The following is an 18776-nucleotide window of genomic DNA, read 5'->3' on the forward strand; positions in this document are numbered from 1 at the left end:
CTTGGGTTCCGGAATCCAGGGCTGAATTGGATTCCAACGGTTCTGGTTACGTAAGAGCTAGGGTTGAGCTCTACTACTGTATTTTATGCGCATTCTGATAGTTGAAGATGAGCCCCGCCTGGCAGAGTTTGTGCGCCAAGGACTTGTGCAGGCCGGCCACGTGGCCGACACCGCCGACAACGGCGCGACGGGTCTGGAAATGGCGGCAGTCACGGCGTACGACGCTATTTTGCTGGATCTGATGCTGCCTGGCCAAAATGGCTTCGAGGTGCTGCGCAACTTACGCGAGTTCGGGCTTCCTACTCCAGTCATCATTGTGAGTGCACTCAGCGGCACCGAACACGTTATTCGGGGCCTAGATGCAGGCGCCGTAGACTACTTGCGCAAGCCTTTCGCTTTTGAGGAACTGTTAGCCCGCCTGCGCACAGTGTACCGCAAAACAGCACCTATTGAGGCGTCAATACTGCGTCTGGCTGACCTAGAGCTGGATTTGGTGCACCGTCGGGTGAGCCGGGCGGGACAGCTGCTCACCTTAACCAACCGCGAATTTGCGCTGCTGGAGCTGCTGCTACGCAATCCTAACCGGATCGTTACCAAAACCCTGATGGCCGAGAAAGTATGGGAGGTGGATTTTGATATGGGCTCCAACGTGATTGAAGTGCACCTTTCGCAGTTGCGCCGCAAGCTCGACCGCGCCTTTCCCGACTTGCCGCCGCTGCTGGAAACGGTCGTCGGACACGGCTACCGCCTCCACGACCCCGCCGCCACCCGATGAACAGCCTACGTGGTTTGCGGGGGCAGCTTGCCCTAGTTTTTACGCTAGTATTTGGCCTAGTAACGGGGCTGGCCAGCCTTTACCAGTACCAGCACGTGGGCCAAGTGCTGCACCAAGGCGATGACCAGCGTCTGCGCGCCCGCGCTTACGTACTCCTCGAGCAGGTCGACGTCAGCGGGGCCGTGCCGGTGGTGCCTTTGCCAGGCGCGGGCGAACGAATGCGTGTGGTGGTGGAAGTGAAGGGGCAGCCGCCCCAGGAGCTGTTCCAATCGCCTGGCTTTGTCACGCCAGAACCTAGCCTGCCGAACCTGCGCGGGGTGGAACTGCGCCGTCTAGCTTTCAATGAGCAAGGGCAGTCCGTGCAGATCCGCCTGTGGCTCGTGCACTCAGCCCAGCCCTTAGCTGCCGACTTGCGCCGGGTGCGCGTGGGGTTATGGTGGGCATTGGCGGCTAGTTTGGTGCTGGCCCTTGTGCTAGCAGCTGGGTTAGGAGCGTGGGTGCTCCGGCCGCTGCGCCGTATCAGCCGCTATGCGCAACAAATTGGCACGGCGCCGGGTACAGAGCGCCTACCCGAGCCCCAAACCGGCGACGAAGTGCAAGAGCTAGCCCGCACCCTCAACCGCATGCTCGACCGGCTTCGACAAGGTGCTGAGTTGCAAGATAATTTTCTGGCCGCCGCCGCCCACGAGCTGCGCACGCCCCTAGCGATATTGCAAACTGGGCTGGAAGTGACGCGGCAAGCACCTGAGCTGCCTACTAGTCTGCGGGCGCCGCTAGCTGCTCAGGCGCAAGAGCTACAACGGCTGAGTCATTTGGTAGAAGATTTTTTGCTGGTCAGTCGTCTTCGTTCCGATGCCTTGCCACTTGCTCGGCGCCCGATCGCGCTGAATGAGTTAGTTGTGGCTGTTGCTGACCAGTTGCTGCCACGCTTTCAGGCGGCGGGCCGGGTGCTGCACCTAGCTGTAGACGAAGAAGTGGTTGACTATACCATCGACGGCGACGCGGATAAGCTCACGACGGTGGTGCTCAACTTACTCGATAATGCCCTGCGCCACGCGCCACCGGGTGCGGCCGTGCACGTGTTGGTCGGCCAGGAAGCGAGTGGCTACCGCTACGCCGAAGTGCGCAACCCACTGCGCACTTCGCTCGGCGACTTGTCTCGCCTAACCACCGCCCGCTACCAGGCCGACGTGCTTAGCAGTGGGGCAGGCCTAGGCCTGTGGATCAGCAACCGTATCGCTGAGCTGCATGGGGCGCCCCTGGTGCTGCACGAAGCTGAAGGGTGGTTGAGTGTGCGGCTGCGGCTACCGGCTGCCATAACCTAGGTCCAGTACAGGGCTTAAGGAACAGCAGACAAAAAGGGATGCTAGGTGGCCAGCAAATAAAGCAAGAAAGAGGGCTTTGGGGAAGATAGTTTTGCAGCACAGAAGTTAGCTAGGCTGCAACATCAAGGTTGAACAACAACGATGGGCCGGCTAACGCAGTGACTGTCCGGGCACGGATCGGGACCGTTGCCACGTAAGCTCATCCGGATGGCATACTGCCCTGGTCGGCGAAAAGCATGCTGCACGCGTCGGCCATTCGTTACGTAGCCATCACGGAAATCCCAGAGCACGACTACGTTTTCGCAGAGCGGCATCTGCGAATCGGCCGCGTCGCAGGTGATGACCTGGCCGACCCGAACGGTGTCGGGTGCCGAGAAGTTGAGGACGGTTTCTTGTGTAAAATCTACGGGTAAGACCTTCTCAGCAGGGCGCACTTCGCCGGTCCGGTCATCAACTACATCAAGCTGCACGGTATATCGTTTGCGTTCTTTGTAGCAATGCGAGACCATAAGGCCGGTAAGCATGGTGCCATCGCCCATATGCCAACGGTAAGTGAGCGGCCCACTAAGCGAATCGGCCGAGCGAGAAGCATCTAGCTCCACGCACAAATCAACTACACGGGGCAACGGGCAAGCAACGCTCACCGTATCGCCTGCCTGCTGCGCGCGCGCTGTGGCAGCCAGCCCCAAAAGGCTGCTGAGCAGCAGTACGCGAAAAGAACCAAATAGCGCTCTGAAAACCACGATAAGCTAGGGTCCTAAAACTTATTAAGCCGTTGCAGCACGTCGCGCAAGTATGTTTGCCCAATGGGGATGTGCTTGTTATCAATGACAATCATATTGTCTTCGATGGAATGGACAGCACGGATGTTGACGATGAAAGAGCGGTGTACCCGCACAAAAAGCGCCGTCGGAAATTTCTCCTCTACCGCTTTCATGGTGCTGTACACAATAAGTTTGTGCTGCGCCAGCACGATGTGCACATAGTCGCCGAGGGCCTCTACGTAGCGTACCTCTTGGAAAGGAACCTTCACCAACTTCGTATCGACCTTCACAAATGTGTAATCAATATCCGAAGGGGGCGCTGGGCTTTCTACGTCTGCACGTTGGCTCTGCATCTCAAGCGCTTTCTGAGCTGCTTTCAAAAAGCGGGCATAGCTAACTGGTTTGATCAAATAGTCCACCACATCGTATTCGAACGCTTCAACGGCATATTCCTTACTGCTCGTAATGAGCACCACCATGGGAGGATTGTGCAAGGTTTTAAGCAAATCGATGCCCGACATAAGCGGCATTTCCACGTCCAAGAACAATAAGTCAGTGGGTTGATGGCGTAGGACTTCGGCCGCCTTTACGGCACTATCGCAGCTGCCAACGGCTTGCAGGAAAGCGGTATTTGCGATGCAGTTATTAACAATCTGAATAGACAGCGGGTCGTCATCTACTACTAGACAACGCAAAGCGGGGGTAGAGCTGGTAGGCATATAGTTGGTAGGAATAAGAAGAATAGATACGTTAGTTCTGCTCAGAATTATGATGCCAAACTTGTTCGTTCAGGCGAGCTTCTAATTGCTGCTCAACGGTAAGCCATTGAGCAGTAAGCGTGCGCACAGAAGCAGAAAAATTCGTTCCGCCAGTCGCCTGACGTGCTTGGTGCTCTAGGGTTTCTAATTGGCTCTGTAGGGCAACAGCGCCGAAGTAAGCTACCTGGCCTTTTAATTTGTGCGCAATGCGCGCTAAGGTATGCGAGTCCTCCGCGTCAGCGGCCGTCTGAAGCTCAGCTAGAAGCAACGGTGCCTGCTGCAAAATGGTGGTAACAAGCTGCGTGATGAAATCTGCGTTGCCGCCAGCTAATTCGTCCAGCAACGTCCAATCTAAGCTAGGCGCAGCGGCTACAGCTAGGTCGGCGGAGGGCAGCGCCGACGAGCTAGGGTCTTCCTCGTTTTCAACGCGAGTACGACCCGTATAGTAAGCAATACGGGCGTAGAGCAGCGCCGGATCAAAGGGTTTGGCCAACGTATCGTTCATTCCGGCGTCCAACGCCAGCGCCCGATCTTCGGGCAGCGCAGATGCCGTAAGGCCGATAATGGGCAGCACCTGCGCATTGGGAAAATGCACGCGCAACTGTCGGCTAGCTTCATAGCCGTCCATTTCGGGCATTTGTACGTCCATCAAGATTACGTCGTATGGTGCTAGCTGAGCGGCTTCTACTACCAAACGGCCATTCGCCGCGATGGTGACTTCCGCGTTCCAGGCCTCTAGGGTCTTGCGAGCAACAAGTTGGTTCAGTTCGTTGTCTTCGGCAACGAGCACGCGCAGTGCTGGCTTGAAGGGCCGCAGCTCGGCAACACCCTCGGGCCGAACCTGGGTGATGTTGGCAACGGCGTACGGAATTTCGAAGTGAAAAACCGAGCCTAGCCCTTCGCTGCTTTCCACCCAAAGTCGTCCACCGTGCAGTTGCACAATGTTGCGCGCAATGCTAAGACCTAGGCCCGTGCCCCCAAATTGGCGGGTTGTGCTGGCGTTAGCCTGGGAAAAGTCTTCAAAAATGGCGTCAAGCTTATCTGCCGCAATGCCGATACCAGTATCTGCCACAGCAAAGTGCACGAGGATAGCGTTCGTGGCCGTTGGCTGAGCTGTGGCGGTAAGGCTCACGCCACCCTGGGCCGTGAATTTGACGGCATTGCCCACCAGGTTGACGAGTACTTGATTGAGACGAACGGAGTCGCCATACACAGCGGCGGGGACATCGGGCGCCACGTGCAGACGAAAAGCAAGGTTTTTGGTAGTCGTGGCAAACTCGAACATGCGGGCCACGCGGCCTAATAGTTCGGGCAGATTGAATGGAGCCTGCTCAAGCGTAAGCTTACCTGCCTCGATTTTGGAGCTGTCGAGAATATCATTGATGATAACGAGCAGGTTCTGCGACGAGGAGTGGATAGCCGTCAGGTATTCGGCTTGCTCTGCCGTTGGTGCTGTGTTGCGTAGTAAGTGAGTCAGCCCAATAACGGCGTTCATAGGTGTCCGAATTTCGTGGCTCATATTGGCCAGAAATTGGGCTTTGGCTTTCCGCGATGCTTCGGCGGCGTCGCGTGCTACAATGAGCTCTTCATTGATCGTTTCGATATGGGCTTTTTGGCGGTGGAGCTTCGCGGTTCGTTTGCGAACGGTCGTTTCCAACTGTAGCTTCTGCCGGCGTAAGGTGGCTTCTCGGGCGCGTATAATCCCATAAGTACCTAGGAGGAGTGTCGCGGCGGTGGCTATTCCAAACCACGGTGTGCGCCAGAATGGCGTAGCAATGGCAAAGGCAACCATCGTCGGCGACGACCAAGGGCCCGCCGTGCCGCTACGGGCCCGCACTTCGAAGGTATAGCTGCCAGCGTCGAGGCCCGGAAACTGCGCTTCTCCTACAAGGCTAGGGCGACTCCAATGGTTGGAGAGGCCCCGCAACCGATATTCGTAGTGCAACTCATGCCCGCGGGAAAGACTCACGCCCCGGTACAGAAAGGCAACCCGGTGCTGACCGGCGGCAAGTTTACCGAGGTGTTTGGGGTTACGCGTGGCCCCATCTACCTCCGCTAGCAGAAGTGCGACTGAAGGCAAACGTGGTTCGGTAGCCCAAGAGGCGTGATTTATAGTCAGGCGTAACAATCCGGTGCGGGTACCTAGCCACACCGATTGTTTGGTAGCGGTGGCGAAGGGTAGGCAGTCGTGCACCCACGGGTTGCTGGGGCTAGTGACCGACCAGAAATGGTGGGTAGCCGGATTGAATACCGTTAGGCTATTGCGATGAACAAGAAGGATCTTCTCGGGACCTAGCTTGCTAGCATCGGAAGCAGTTGACTGGAAGGGTAGTATAGCATAGCAATACTCTGACGGTAGCCCATCGGCGGCGGTATACTGCCGAAAGCGCCCTTTCTCGTAACAGAATAATCCGTCACCTTCGGTGCCAATCCAGATACGGCCGGCTTTGTCGGTAGCTAGGGCCGTCGCATCAAGGCCGCCTGGCACGAGCCGGTACTGCTGGAAGTGCTCTTGGTTCCAGACGGTAAGGCCGGTGCCATGCGTCGCAATCCAAAGCTGCCCATTAGCGTCGAAGAGTAGCGCTTTGATGCTGTTGTGCAGCAAGCCATTAGCAGTAGTAAAGTGTTGAACCGAACGCTCTATCTGGCTAGGTAGCCGATAGATACCGTCGGTGCTGGTACCAACCCAGAGTGTTCCGTCAGCTTCTAGCGCCACTGCAGTTACGTGTAAGTCGGGCGGGAGGCGCGGAACTGGCTGCGCAGCACGTCCACTGGAAACCCGCCACACCCCTCGATCAGCGGTGCCAACCCAGCAAAAGCTAGGTCGCCCAGTCAAAGCTGGCTGCTCGATAAGTGCCGTGACGGCAGCCGGTACGGAGGCCAGGACGCGGTTGCTAACAGGGGGATAAGTATCCGGCAACGAAAGAAGAGTGCCGCGCTCAGTGCCTGCCATGGTTGCGTGGTCACTCAAGGTGGTTACTGCGGCGGCTAAGGCATTTGGGTAGAAAGCTAGGTGCAAATCGGCGTGACGCCATAGGCCCTGGCCCGCGGTACCGAGCCAGATGCTGCCGTCTCGGTCACGCAACAAGCAGTTCACAACGGTGCCCGCGGGCAGCGCCGGATGGTAGCGCCGGAGGTAGGCTTGGACTTGCGCGTTGCTAGAAGCAGGCAAACCGTGGCTCGGCTGCAAAAAGCTAGCTTGAGTGGGCGACGATGCGGCTACAAACCGCTGCCCGTTCCACCGCGAAACGCCTCCTTGATAGTGCCCCACCCATAACTGTCCCGTGCGCGGCTCTTCGCGCAGTGTCGTAACAAAGTCCTCGGCCAGCCCCTCTTTGGTAGTGAAGGTGACGAACTCTGTGCCATCGTAGCGCACCAATCCCTCGCCGGTGCCAATCCATAAATAACCGGTATGATCTTGCAGGAGCGCATAAATAAACGGTTGGGGTAACCCATCCGCCGCGCCAAATTGCTTGAGGTACTGCTGCTGCCCCCGGACCGGTAGGCCTAGCCCAATAAGCAGCAGCACAGCTAGCACGTAGCGCATCATACCTAGCACAAGAACCGCAGATTATTTACCCGTTACTTTGAACTCGGTGCGGCGGTTCAACTGCCGACCAGCTTTGGTCTGGTTGGTCGAAACGGGCTGCGTATCACCATAGCCAGCCGAGGTCAGACGCCCTTTGTCCACGCCTTTGCCCACGAGGTAATCAACCACCGCTTTGGCGCGGCGCTGACTTAGGTCTTTGTTGTATTCCGCTTTGCCTACGTTGTCGGTGTGGCCCGAGATTTCAAGGCGCAGGTCGGGCATATCGGTCAGTAGCTTCTGCAAGCGCTCCAGTTCGTTGGTGCTTTCGTTGCGCAGGGTGGCCTTGCCCGTGTCGAAGAAGATGTTATTCAGTACCACCTTCACGCCCACGTCGAGCTTTTTCAGGGCAATATCCTTCACCACTTCCGAATAGGCTGCACCAGCAGGCAGGTCAAAGTTTTCGGAGTGGAATAAGTAGCCATCTTGCTGGACTACAATGCCATAGTTTATGCCCGAGGGAAGAGATACGAGGTAGCGACCCGACTGCGCGTTGGCCCGGAAAGACGCAATGGTCTGGTTGCGGGTGTTATCCACTACGTCAATGGTAGCTTCCAGCGGCTGCTTGGTTACTTCATCCGTCACAGTGCCCTTCATTATAGTAACCTGCGCCGTCGCAATCGGTACGGGCGGAGCCAAGGAAGTTTCCTTTACAGGCTGGGCACGCGAGGCAAGTAGCTGATCTTCCTGCGACAATACCGGCGGCTTCTCCGGGCCTAGGAAGGTGATGAGGTAAATATCTTTGGAACCTAGGCCATCCTCGCGCACAGAAGAGTAGTAGCCGTGGCGCCCCGAGGCAGAAATCACGAAGAACACGTCATCGTCGGGAGTATTGATGGGCCAACCTAGGTTTTCGGGTGTGCTCCATTTGCCGTTTTCAAACACCGACTTGAAGATGTCGTAGCCACCCATCGAGTTATGTCCCTCCGAGGAGAAGTACATCGTTTTGCCGTCGGGGTGCAAAAACACGCCTTCCTCGCCGTACGGGGTATTGATGACCGAGCCTAGGTTTTGGGCTTGGGTGCGGCCTTCCAACTCGATCTTGTAGATGTCGCGCGAACCTAATCCACCTTCCTTGTCGCTCACAAAGTACAAGCTGCGTCCATCCGGCGTGTAGGCCGCCGACGACTCGTGGTACTTGGTATTGATGCGAGACCCTAGCTTTTGGGGTTTGCGCCACTCAGTGCCGCGCAGGTCTGCCTCTTGCAAGTCGCCTCCGTTATCTTCCGCATACACCATCATGCGCTGACCGTCGGGGGAAAGACCTACCGTGGCATCGTGCCCGTCGGTGTTGACGGGCTGACCTAGGTCGCGGGCGGCGCTCCATTTGTCCTTCGCGCTGTTGCGAGTGCTTTGGTAAACGTCTTCAAAGAAACCGCCGGTTTCAGGATCTTTCTGTCCGCCCGTCGAGTTGTCGCGTCGCGACGTGAAAAGAATAACCGATTCGTCGGCCGAAATAACAGGGCCGTAGTCGGCATAGGGCGAGTTGATGCTCGGACCAGCGTTGTCGATAAACACCCTACTCGGATGCTGTTGCAGCTTTTGCCCGTTTTCGCACTCCGTTATTTTCTTGCGAATATCGTTGAGGGACACCGGCGGATTTTTGCCAGTGGTAGCCGATTGGGCGGCTTTATATTCCGCAATAGCCTCCGTCCACTTTGCGTTCAGGTGCAGGCCACGACCCAGTAGGTAATGAATGCGCCGGTCTACGTCGGCGTTGAGCTTGTAGGCTTTTTGCAGATACGGCAGTGCCTGCGGCTTCGCCCCCGAGTGCAGATAGGCGTCCCCGATCTTTAGGTTCAGCTGTGCGTTGTCGGGGTTAAACTTCTGCGCTGCCAGGTAGTGCGGCAATGCTTGCTCGTAGCGGGGTGGATCGCTGAGGTACCATTCGTCGCCCTCCTTCAACTCGCGCAAGGCTGCCTTCAGGCCATCCTTGTCACTACCGAAGCGGTCTTTGCTGAATTCGACGTTCTGGGCGTGAAGCGTGAAGGATAACGGTAAAAAAGCTAGCAACAGGTACTTACGCATTGTCTACATAGGATTATGCTAGGCTATTCAGGCGCGTTATGGGAAGACGTACGCACTGAGGCCCGCAGGAATTATTTCAATAAACTCTAGTTACTTCGTCGCGCTACTCGCCACTGCACCCTGAGTTGGCGGCGTAGGTAGTGCCTGCCTCCAGCCCTAGTTCAGCCGCTTTGTGCCAATCCTGGCAGGCACCATCAGCGTCGCGTAGCATCTCGCGGGCGTGCCCCCGATTGAGGTACGCTTCGGCGTATTGCGCATTTAGCGTCAGCGCTTTGCTGGCATCGGCGGCTGCTTTCTGATATTCTTTCAGCTTCAGATAGGTCGCGGCCCGGTTGTTCAAAGCGAAGGCGTAGGAGCCGTTCAGTTCAATAGCCTTGGTAAAATCCGCTAGGGCTCCTTGATAATCGCCTAACTCGTAGCGCGTTCCGCCACGGTTTGTATACGCCGTAGCATTGTCTGTCTTCTTGCCAATATAGCTGTTATAGTCACCTAGGGCGCCTTTCAGATCGCCAGCGCGCCGGCGGGTAGCGGCGCGGTTTAGGAGGGCAGGTAAAAATTCAGGTTGTAGGTTAAGAGCCTTGGTGTAATCCTGAATGGCCGCCGTGAAGTTACCGAGCTGACGTTCGGCGCTGGCGCGGTCGTGGTAAGCATAAGCGTAGTTTGGGTCGGCTTTCAATGCTTGGTCGAAGTCAGCTTGCGCGGCTTTGTAGTCCGCTTTTTCGAAGCGCAATGCTCCTCGGTAGTACCAAGCCGGAGCGTACGTGGCTCTTATCTCCGTCGCCTTGGTGTAATCTTGTTCGGCCTCATCACGCTGGCCTAGTGCCTCGCGCGCCTGGCCACGGCCAAAAAGAGAGGTGTAACTGCCCGGATCAAGCCGAAGTGCCTGATCGTAGTCCTGCACGGCGGGAGCGTAGTCTTTTAGTTCGTAACGCGTCGTAGCACGGTTGTAGAAGGCTCTCCCGAAATCAGGCTTAGCTGCTAACGCTTTATCAAAATCCAGCAGCGCCGCTTGGTAGCTCTTCTGGTTGTACTTGGCTACTCCGCTATTATAATACTTCTCCGCTAGCTGCGCCGGAGGCAACGTACTAGCGCGCACCGTGTCTACCTGAGCCTGTCCGGCAAAGCTTCCTAATAGAAGAACAGGTAGAAAGAATTGTACTTTAAAAGATAAAAATGATTTCATAGCTAACGAATAGAAGCAAAATGGATTCCGAAATATAAAAAGATGGGGCTGAGTACCGAAATACCCAGCCCCTTTACTCGAAAGATGAAAGTTAAACAAAGGATTATTCTACCAAGAGGCGGCGTGCAGCTCTGGTGCCGTTAGTGGCTTGGTAGAGAAGGGTATACAACCCTTTATTAGGCGGGGCCGGCACCACGTGAAACCTAGGATTGCCGACAACCGGCACATCTTCCTGCCACACAACACGCCCTAGGTTGTCTACTAGTGTCAACGTTGCCGCTCCGGCTTGGGCGGGCAAAGCTAGCTGGAGCAGTGTTCCTGGATGTGCAGGATTGGGCCAGGCCTGCAACCCTGCGGCATCAGCATTACTCGTCAAGCTAAGCACAACCGAAAGCGCTATGTCGTTGAAGGCAATGCCGCCTTGCTGCGCAACGGTTATGGCTTCCGGGCGGCCGCTGCCGTATTGCTGGAACTTTAGGCGCACGTCGCTGCCAAGCCGCAGCCCGTGTGCTTGGGCGAACTGCGTTAAGTTGATAGCAAAATCATGGGAAGAAGTTGTGGAAGTGGCGCCCGTCAGGTCGGCTAAGCGGTACCACGTTTGGCCCCCGTCTACGCTCAGCGCAACGCCGTCTCCCTTTTGAGACCCGGTGAACTGCGTCGGCAGCACGTCGTCAGTTTCGTTTTCAAATTCCTTCTCGCGGAACGTCAGCAAAATCGTGCCCGTTGCGTTAGCGGCGTTGACGTAGAATATGGCCTCGCTAGAGCTAGAAATCGGCTGAGAGAAAAAATGATTGGTAAGAGCACTCAGCACCAGATGCGCTTTGCCAGCCGGTGGCCCTTCGTCTAAGCGGATCTGCACACGCCCTGCAAAATCGTTATTTGTTGCCCAGAATTGGTTTAGGGCTCCACTCTCAAAGTTCTGAGCAGTAGGTATAAGCGTGCTGACTGCATTGCCATAGAGTGCGGCATAAGCATTCAGCAAACCGGCGCCCGAACTGTTATCGAAGCCTGCCGGACCTAGGTCGCGCGCCGTGTTGCGAAATCGCTCATACACCTGGGCAGGAGTGAGGTCAGGCTCGGCTTGGCGGAGCAAGGCCGCTACAGCGGCGGCATGTGGGGCTGCCGCCGAGGTACCGAAGAAGTTTGGGAAGCCGTCGGCTTCCAAGTCGTTGGCGGAAGAACCAAAGAAGGTGTTGTTTACGCCATCCACGGCTGTGATATCCGGTTTAGCCCGCACTTCTGGTGCGGGCAGTGGCGTGCCCATTGGGCCAAACAAGATGGTGGGGGAGCCTTTTGAAGAATAGGCTTGCACCGTACGCTGGTTGTAGTAGCCGACGGCGGCAACTGCTTGCGCCTGCCCCGAGGCCGCATGGCCCACCACTGTGCCACTTGTCGTGAGCCATTCGGTAGCTACTGCCGAGCCCGTATTAATGTACTTCAACCGGGTCGGGTTAGCGGTGCCGCGGAAGCGTACGATGCTGAGGTGGAAGCTAGTAGTATGCGTGCGCGCCGTGTCGTTGGTGAAAGCAAGCAACTCAGAAGGTGTCTGGAGGCCTATATTATTATCGTTTGCTAGCATCACCGTGTCGCCTTTCGCAGATACCAGGTACACATCTAGGTCGGTTTTGACGCCCGCTACTGTATAAAAGGGATCGGCCCACTGCAGCGTCAAGAGCACATTCTCCCCGTGCGGAATAAAAAAAGTCTGAGTAAGATCTTGGCCAGTAGGACTAAAGTTGAGTTGGGCGTTGCCCTGGGTGCCTACCGGGCTAAAAACCGGGGTGGCATTCTCGTAACTTTGACTACCGTAGTTTCCGGCCGAAGAAAAGTAGGCTACGCCCCGTTGCGTCGCTACCTCCTGGATGGCTTGCGCAATAACGCCATCTTGGAAAAAAGGCTCTTCGTAATAACGAACGTCGTCCGTGAGAATCTTGCAGTTGCCTTGGCTCGGGCTAGCTAGGCGTTGAATTTGGGTTGCAAAATTTCCTTCGCCCAGAAAAACGCTGCTAAACGCCAGTTGCGCACCTGGGGCTAGGTCATGAATGAGTTGGCACATGGCTCGCCCCTCGTCGGAAGCACCGGGCGCAGCAGGCGATAAATCCTGGAGCACCTGAACCCCGTTGGTAGGTAAGTCGTCGGAAACTATATCTGCAGCGGCGCCCCCGAGGGCATTGAAAGAATCACTCATCACACCAATCCGGATACCACGACCGGTATAGCGGCCCGGTTGCGTGGCGCGTGCGCGTTCTGTCTCCAATACGTGGTCGGCCTCACTGGTTACGCGCCCGGTGTTGCTGAAAGGGCGGTACGAAGCCCGTACTCCTAGTAGGCCCTGTTTGGTGAGATGGACTAGGCCAGCATTGGGGTGGAGCTCGGCAATCGGTAGAAACCCTTCCACAAAGTGCAGCGCTGGCCAAGCCGATTGCACGACGAACCCACGAGCTTGCAGCGCTGGCAGCAAGCCCGCTACATCACGAGCCGTAATACGGACTAATACGGTAGAAGCATCAGCATTGAGCTGCAACAGCGGGTGCGCGGCAGATAGCTGTTGCGCCGCTGTGTGGGCAATTAGGCTAGCATTCTGTGCCGCATACAAGCGTTGTAGATCACCTGCAATTGGCGAATTATGGCTAGGGCGCAGGCTAGAAACAGAAGAAAGAGCAGTGCTCAGCTGCGGAGAGCTAGCTTGGTGAGTGTTGTGTAGTGTAGCAGCAATTGGTGAAGATTGCGCCTGTACTCTTAGCTGTATACTAACCCACAAAAGAAGCGTTAGTAAGTTTAATCGGGAAGAAGGCAGCATGAAAAGGTACAAGATGCAGGAAGCGTTACACGTTCAGCTGCAAGTCTATTTATAGAGAAGTATATTAAAAGTTTAAATATATAATTGTTATTATTTTTTAAATAGTACTTGTCTTATAAATATTTTATTTAACGAATGCTCTCGGAACCGTAGCCTAGGGTCGCCGGTTTAGTAGAGTGAATGCCGTATCTTTGTGTACTGCACTTTTCTCACTTTAAAGTTTGCACCTCATTATGGCCACCTATCCTGAATATATGGTAGCGCCCATCCGGCAAGACCTAGTCGAAGCCGGTTTCGAGCAACTCATGACTCCTGAAGAAGTCGACAATGCCTTAACCCAGCAAAGCGGCACTGTTCTCATTGCTGTCAACTCTGTATGCGGCTGCGCAGCTGGCAAAGCTCGCCCGGCGCTGAAACTGGCGTTGGCTAGCTCCGATAAGAAGCCTGCTAAACTCGTAACTGTTTTTGCGGGCATGGAAACCGAAGCGGTTGCCAAGGCGCGTGAGCATATGTTGCCTTATCCTCCGTCTTCACCTAGCATTGCGCTATTCAAAGATGGCGAGCTGGTGCATATGATTGAGCGTTACCACATTGAAGGCAACGATATGATGCGAATTGCCAATAACTTGCAGGGCGCTTTCGAGGAGTACTGCTAAGTATATTGCAATCCTGCGCAGCTGCGCAACGCCATCGACAAACAAAACCCGCGGCCGCAAACCGCGGGTTTTGTTTGTCCGGTTAGCTAGCTTTTGTCGCTTACTTTAGGGATCTGCTTACCAAGACGCTTTCCATTACGCTGCTCGTTCATGATTGCTCCGCCCGCTAAGAAGGTTGCTATTCTACAATCGAATTACATTCCGTGGAAAGGCTACTTCGACATCATCGGGGCCGTAGATGAGTTTATTTTCTACGATGAAGTGCAGTACACGAGGCGTGATTGGCGCAATCGGAATTACATCAAAACGGCGCAAGGCCTAGCTTGGCTGACTATCCCCGTGGTGCAGCAGGAGCGCGAGTCGCAACGCATCGATGACACCATTGTATCTGACCGCAACTGGGCGGTAAAGCACTGGCGCACGTTGGCCCAAACCTATGCCCGTGCCGCAAACTTCCACGTATACAAAGCGCAGTTCGAAGAGCTATACACAAGCTTATCAACTGTTTACTTATCGGAAATAAACGTAGCCTTCATCCGCGCCATTTGCCAGGTGCTAGACATTCGCACCAAGCTTTCGTGGTCGACCGACTACAGCTTGCCGGCTGGATTGAATAAGACGGAACGCCTAGTGCGCTTGGTGCAAGCAGCGGGCGGCACGGAATATCTTACTGGTCCAGCGGCCCACAACTATCTAGATACAAGGCAGTTTGCTGAAGCGAATATCGCGCTGCACTGGATGAATTACGAAAACTACCCCACCTATCGTCAACTGCACAGTCCCCCTTTTGAGCACGGCGTGTCCATTGTCGATTTGCTGTTCAACGAAGGAAGCCAGGCGGCTGCCTTTCTGAAAACTACTTCCAACCTGCACAAGCATGCCTGAATACTCGGTTGTTGTCCCGGTGTACCAGGGAGAGGCGACGATACGGCCGCTCACCTTACAACTTCAGGCGTGCTTTCGAGAGCTAGGTCAGGCTTTCGAAATCATTTTTGTATGCGATGGAGGGCCAGACAACTCTTGGCAAGTAATTCAAACCTTACGCACGGAGCTAGGTAACGACATAATTAAGGCAGTGCAGCTGTCGCGCAATTTTGGGCAGCATAATGCCTTGCTCTGTGGCTTTGGGCATGCGCGCGGCCGTTTCATTATCACCATGGATGAGGACTTGCAGCACCGCCCCGCCGATATTGCGCGCCTACTCCACCGCCAAGCCGAGGCCGACTACGACGTGGTGTACGGCAAGTATGAAACCTTGCAGCATTCGACCTTTCGCAACATTACGTCGCGGGCGATGGGACGCCTGTTGCGCCTCGGTATTCCGGATTTGCATCCCGACTATTCAGCATTTCGCCTGATCAAAGCGGAGGTAGCGCGGCAGTGCCTGACGATGCGCAATTCCTATACCTTCCTCGACGGATACCTGACCTGGGTAACCAACCACGTTGCGAGCGTGCCAGTGGTTCACCAGGAGCGCACGGTGGGGAAAAGCGCTTACACCGTAGGCAAGCTGGTGGCGCATTCCATTAACATCTTTGCCACGTTCTCCGATCTGCCTATTCGTTTGCTGTCCGTCACGTCAGTAGTTGTGTTCTTGCTCACCAGCGCTTACTCAATCTACGTGCTGGTGCGCAAGTTTATGTACAATGATTTTTTGCTAGGTTTCCCCTCGCTTATTATTTCGATTGGCTTCGGAGTGGGCTTGCTTCTGCTAGGTATGGGCATCTTGGGCGAATATACTCACCGTATCAACCTGAAGACGACACGGCGGCCTAACTTCATCGAGCGGAAAAAATTGCTCTAGCGTCTTGCCATCCGCCACACAACTATGCCCACGCAAAAGCATCGCATTGCCTTCTTAGTATCAGGAAATGGTGGCTCTCTAAAGGTAGTGGCAAGGGCTATTGAGGTGTTGCAACTACCTTGGGAAATCTGTCTGGTGCTAGCCGATCGGGACTGTGGCGCCTTGCGCTTCGCGCAGCAGCACCAGCTAGCGTGCACGCAAGTTGCCTACACGCAAAGCGCACCCCTAGCGCTGCAAACTGCGCTAGTACAAAGTCAGCCGGACTTTGTAGTTACGAACATTCATAAGATTATTGACCCCGAAACCCTCGCCCTTTTCCCGGGGAGGGTTATCAACCTGCACTATTCGCTGTTGCCCGCTTTCAAGGGCTATATAGGCATGGAAACGTTACGCCACGCGCGACAACTTAACGCCGGTATCGTTGGGGCTACTTGCCACGAGGTAGAAGAAGCGGTAGATAGTGGCCGCATTATGAGCCAGGCCGGGCTAGCTGTCGACTGGGATGCCGAACCGCTGGAGCAAGTCGAAAATCTGGTGTTTCGGGCGGCCGGGCTAGTCTTGCTCGATGGAATCCACCGGAAACTAGGGACTACTGCGCGCGAAGCAGCTAGTGTTAAGTACCAGCATAGCGTCTTGTTTTTCGCTCCCCCGCTCAGTTTTGAACCCGCCGTGCTGGACGAGGAGTTTTGGGAAGCCGTTAAAAACAGCTAGCCCCGTCAGCTAGGTCCGCCGGACCTAGCTGACGGGGCTAGTAGATAGCTTATGGTCAAAAGCTTAGTTAGCTACTTCGCTCAAAAATTTGATGCGCATCAGGCGAATATCCTCCTCTGTGTAGTCGTCCGGACCTAGCTCTTTAAGCGCTACCGCAATATTGTCGGTAGTGGCCTGCATGAAGTAGTCGTAGATTTCTTCTTGGCGTTCTTCGTCCAGCACGCCATCGATGTAGTAATCGAGGTTGAGCTTGGTACCGGAGTAGCAGATGTGCTCAATCTCTTCAATCAGCTCGCGCATGTCAATGCCTTTGGAAGAAGCAATTTCCTCCAAATCCATCTTCTTGTCGATCTGTTGAATGATGTAAATCTTGATTTTTGACTTATTGACGGCCGATTTCACCACTACGTCGGCGGCCGTGACAATGTCGTTTTCCTCCACGTACTTCTGAATCAGCGCCAAGAACGGTGCGCCAAACTTCTGCGCTTTGCCTTGACCCACGCCGCCAATGTGGGAAAGGTCGTCCATCTTCGTGGGGAAGGTGGTGGCCATTTCCTTCAGCGACGGATCCTGGAACAGCACGTAGGGCGGTAGGCTCTTTTGCTGAGCAATCTTCTTACGCAGTGCCTTCAGCATTTCGAACAGCGTTTCGTCGTGGCCGGCGGCTTGCTGTACCTCTTCCTGCTCTTGCTCCTGTTGTACCTCCTCGTCGAAGTTGTGGTCTTTGGTGAGCTTGATGGAGTGTGGGCTTTCAATGAAGTCAAGGCCCTTTTGCGAGATCTTTACAATACCGAAGTTCTCGATGTCTTTTTCTAAAAAGCCATTGAGCAGCGCCTGACGCAGAAGTGAATGCCAAAACTGGGCATCATGGTCTTTGCCTTCGCCATACACGGGCAAGCTGTTGTGACCATAGCTTTCCACGTGGGCATTGTTCATGCCCATTAGCACTGTGCCGATGTGGTCGAGGCCGAAACGCTCCTCGGTTTGCACAACGGCTTTCAACGCTAGCAATACTTCCTCTTTGCCTTCGAAACGCTCCTTCGGATGGCGGCAGTTGTCGCAGAAGCCGCAGTCCTTCTCGAAGATTTCGCCGAAGTAGTGTAGCAGCTGCTTGCGGCGGCACACGGCCGAATCGGCGTAGTTAGCCATTTCCTGCAACAGCAGCTTGCCGTTGTCGCGCTCCGTGACGGGCTTGTCTTTGTTGAACTTCTCCAGCTTTACGATGTCGTCGTAGCTGTAGAACATCAGGCAGTTGCCTTCCAAACCGTCGCGGCCACCACGGCCGGTTTCCTGGTAATAGCCCTCGATGCTTTTGGGGGTGTCGTAGTGCACCACGAAGCGCACGTCGGGCTTATCAATACCCATCCCGAAGGCGATGGTCGCCACAATCACGTCGGCCTCCTCGTTGAGGAAGGCGTCTTGGTTGGCCATGCGCACGTGCGGGTCGAGGCCGGCGTGGTAGGGGAGGGCCTTCACGTCGTTTACGCGCAGCAGCTCCGCAATTTCCTCCACCTTTTTACGGCTCAAGCAGTACACAATACCCGCTTTGTTCTTGTGCTGCTTCACATATTGAATCAGCTGCTTTTTGGTATTGTGCTTAGGGCGAACTTCGTAGTAGAGGTTAGTCCGGTTGAAAGACGTTTTAAAAACTGAGGCGTCGTCCATTTGCAGGTTCTTCTGGATATCCAGCTGCACTTTGGGCGTGGCCGTGGCGGTGAGGGCAATAATAGGCACGTTGGGCCCGATATTATCAATGATGCCGCGAATTTTGCGGTACTCGGGGCGGAAATCGTGGCCCCATTCCGAGATGCAGTGTGCCTCGTCGATAGCAACAAACGAGATGCTCGCTTTTTGTAAGAAGTCGATGGTCTCGTCCTTGGTCAAGGATTCGGGCGCCACGTAGAGCAGCTTTACTTCGCCGCTAATCACGTCCCGCTTCACTTTGTTGGTTTCTGATTTCGACAAGGTCGAGTTCAAAAACTGCGCATTCACTCCGAAAGCATTGAGCTGGTCAACCTGGTTTTTCATCAGGGCAATCAGCGGCGAAATCACGATGGCCGTGCCGGGCAATACAAGCGCTGGAAGCTGGTAGCACAGCGACTTGCCTGCGCCAGTAGGCATGATGACGAAGGTGTTGTTGCCCTCAATAACATTCTGAATCACGGCTTCCTGAGTGCCCCTGAACTGGCCGTACCCAAAAACTTCCTTTAACTTGCCCTTCAGATCAGCCGTTGGCATAACGGCATTTTTTACGGCTGGCGTAGACATCCTCGCTTACTCAATTGGGTTGTAGAAGAGAGTCGCAACCACAAAGGGTTGAACTCTCAATCTAGGAATTTTAATGGTAGTGAATACTGACTGGCAGGTAAAAAATCAAGGTGTTGCA

Annotated in this window: 13 protein-coding genes; 6 read left to right on the top strand and 7 right to left on the bottom strand. The window is 55.1% G+C overall.

Going from position 1 to position 18776, the window contains the following annotated elements; all coding sequences use genetic code 11:
- The first annotated feature begins 85 nt into the window (after positions 1–85).
- The gene (locus BXP70_RS04800) at positions 86–775 is read left to right on the top strand and encodes a response regulator (protein ID WP_086592886.1); all 690 of its coding nucleotides are present in this window, start codon (positions 86–88) and stop codon (positions 773–775) included.
- Positions 772–2100: a HAMP domain-containing sensor histidine kinase gene (locus tag BXP70_RS04805; RefSeq protein ID WP_086592887.1), complete on the top strand. Its 1329-nt coding sequence runs from the start codon at positions 772–774 to the stop codon at positions 2098–2100. The genes BXP70_RS04800 and BXP70_RS04805 overlap by 4 nt, the downstream gene beginning before the upstream one ends.
- A gap of 122 nt (positions 2101–2222) precedes the next feature.
- On the opposite strand, the gene BXP70_RS04810 is transcribed toward BXP70_RS04805, so the two are convergent.
- The 6 genes from BXP70_RS04810 to BXP70_RS04835 all read right to left on the bottom strand — a co-directional run bounded on the left by BXP70_RS04810 (position 2223) and on the right by BXP70_RS04835 (position 13015).
- Complete coding sequence (locus BXP70_RS04810) at positions 2223–2843, bottom strand: PKD domain-containing protein (RefSeq protein WP_086592888.1); 621 nt, start codon at positions 2841–2843, stop codon at positions 2223–2225.
- Between the two features lie 14 nt (positions 2844–2857).
- Positions 2858–3583, bottom strand: a complete 726-nt coding sequence (locus BXP70_RS04815; RefSeq protein ID WP_086592889.1) for a LytR/AlgR family response regulator transcription factor — start codon at positions 3581–3583, stop codon at positions 2858–2860.
- Between the two features lie 31 nt (positions 3584–3614).
- On the bottom strand, positions 3615–7172 hold the full coding sequence (locus BXP70_RS04820; protein WP_086592890.1) for a hybrid sensor histidine kinase/response regulator: 3558 nt from the start codon (positions 7170–7172) through the stop codon (positions 3615–3617).
- A gap of 21 nt (positions 7173–7193) precedes the next feature.
- Positions 7194–9236, bottom strand: coding sequence for an OmpA family protein (locus BXP70_RS04825; RefSeq protein WP_086592891.1), 2043 nt, complete (start codon positions 9234–9236; stop codon positions 7194–7196).
- Between the two features lie 103 nt (positions 9237–9339).
- Entirely contained in the window at positions 9340–10419 is a 1080-nt protein-coding gene (locus BXP70_RS04830) for a tetratricopeptide repeat protein (protein ID WP_086592892.1), read from the bottom strand.
- A 103-nt stretch (positions 10420–10522) separates the two neighbouring features.
- Positions 10523–13015, bottom strand: coding sequence for a S8 family peptidase (locus BXP70_RS04835; RefSeq protein WP_179197593.1), 2493 nt, complete (start codon positions 13013–13015; stop codon positions 10523–10525).
- Between the two features lie 437 nt (positions 13016–13452).
- Between BXP70_RS04835 and BXP70_RS04840 the strand changes: the two genes are divergently transcribed.
- The 4 genes from BXP70_RS04840 to purN all read left to right on the top strand — a co-directional run bounded on the left by BXP70_RS04840 (position 13453) and on the right by purN (position 16390).
- Complete coding sequence (locus BXP70_RS04840; RefSeq protein ID WP_086592894.1) at positions 13453–13875, top strand: BrxA/BrxB family bacilliredoxin; 423 nt, start codon at positions 13453–13455, stop codon at positions 13873–13875.
- Positions 13876–14025: 150 nt separating this feature from the next.
- Positions 14026–14760: a WbqC family protein gene (locus BXP70_RS04845; protein WP_086592895.1), complete on the top strand. Its 735-nt coding sequence runs from the start codon at positions 14026–14028 to the stop codon at positions 14758–14760.
- Entirely contained in the window at positions 14753–15679 is a 927-nt protein-coding gene (locus BXP70_RS04850; protein ID WP_086592896.1) for a glycosyltransferase family 2 protein, read from the top strand. The genes BXP70_RS04845 and BXP70_RS04850 overlap by 8 nt, the downstream gene beginning before the upstream one ends.
- 24 nt (positions 15680–15703) lie before the next feature.
- Positions 15704–16390 carry a phosphoribosylglycinamide formyltransferase gene (gene purN / locus BXP70_RS04855; RefSeq protein ID WP_086592897.1) on the top strand — a complete coding sequence of 229 codons (687 nt, stop codon included), beginning with the start codon at positions 15704–15706 and terminating at the stop codon, positions 16388–16390.
- A gap of 63 nt (positions 16391–16453) precedes the next feature.
- On the opposite strand, the gene recQ is transcribed toward purN, so the two are convergent.
- Positions 16454–18658: a DNA helicase RecQ gene (gene recQ / locus BXP70_RS04860; RefSeq protein WP_245849509.1), complete on the bottom strand. Its 2205-nt coding sequence runs from the start codon at positions 18656–18658 to the stop codon at positions 16454–16456.
- Between the last annotated feature and the right edge of the window lie 118 nt (positions 18659–18776).

Origin of the sequence: Hymenobacter crusticola, from assembly GCF_002154225.1 — a bacterium.
GTDB classification, from domain to species: Bacteria; Bacteroidota; Bacteroidia; order Cytophagales; family Hymenobacteraceae; genus Hymenobacter; species Hymenobacter crusticola.

Bases quoted from the DNA above. Each gene is read 5' to 3' on its own strand.
- BXP70_RS04850 (WP_086592896.1), top strand. From the start codon at position 14,753: ATGCCTGAATACTCGGTTGTTGTCCCGGTGTACCAGGGAGAGGCGACG.
- BXP70_RS04800 (WP_086592886.1), top strand. From the start codon at position 86: ATGCGCATTCTGATAGTTGAAGATGAGCCCCGCCTGGCAGAGTTTGTG.
- BXP70_RS04805 (WP_086592887.1), top strand. From the start codon at position 772: ATGAACAGCCTACGTGGTTTGCGGGGGCAGCTTGCCCTAGTTTTTACG.
- BXP70_RS04825 (WP_086592891.1), bottom strand. From the start codon at position 9,236: ATGCGTAAGTACCTGTTGCTAGCTTTTTTACCGTTATCCTTCACGCTT.
- BXP70_RS04815 (WP_086592889.1), bottom strand. From the start codon at position 3,583: ATGCCTACCAGCTCTACCCCCGCTTTGCGTTGTCTAGTAGTAGATGAC.
- BXP70_RS04845 (WP_086592895.1), top strand. From the start codon at position 14,026: ATGATTGCTCCGCCCGCTAAGAAGGTTGCTATTCTACAATCGAATTAC.
- purN (WP_086592897.1), top strand. From the start codon at position 15,704: ATGCCCACGCAAAAGCATCGCATTGCCTTCTTAGTATCAGGAAATGGT.
- BXP70_RS04820 (WP_086592890.1), bottom strand. From the start codon at position 7,172: ATGATGCGCTACGTGCTAGCTGTGCTGCTGCTTATTGGGCTAGGCCTA.
- recQ (WP_245849509.1), bottom strand. From the start codon at position 18,658: ATGTCTACGCCAGCCGTAAAAAATGCCGTTATGCCAACGGCTGATCTG.
- BXP70_RS04830 (WP_086592892.1), bottom strand. From the start codon at position 10,419: ATGAAATCATTTTTATCTTTTAAAGTACAATTCTTTCTACCTGTTCTT.
- BXP70_RS04840 (WP_086592894.1), top strand. From the start codon at position 13,453: ATGGCCACCTATCCTGAATATATGGTAGCGCCCATCCGGCAAGACCTA.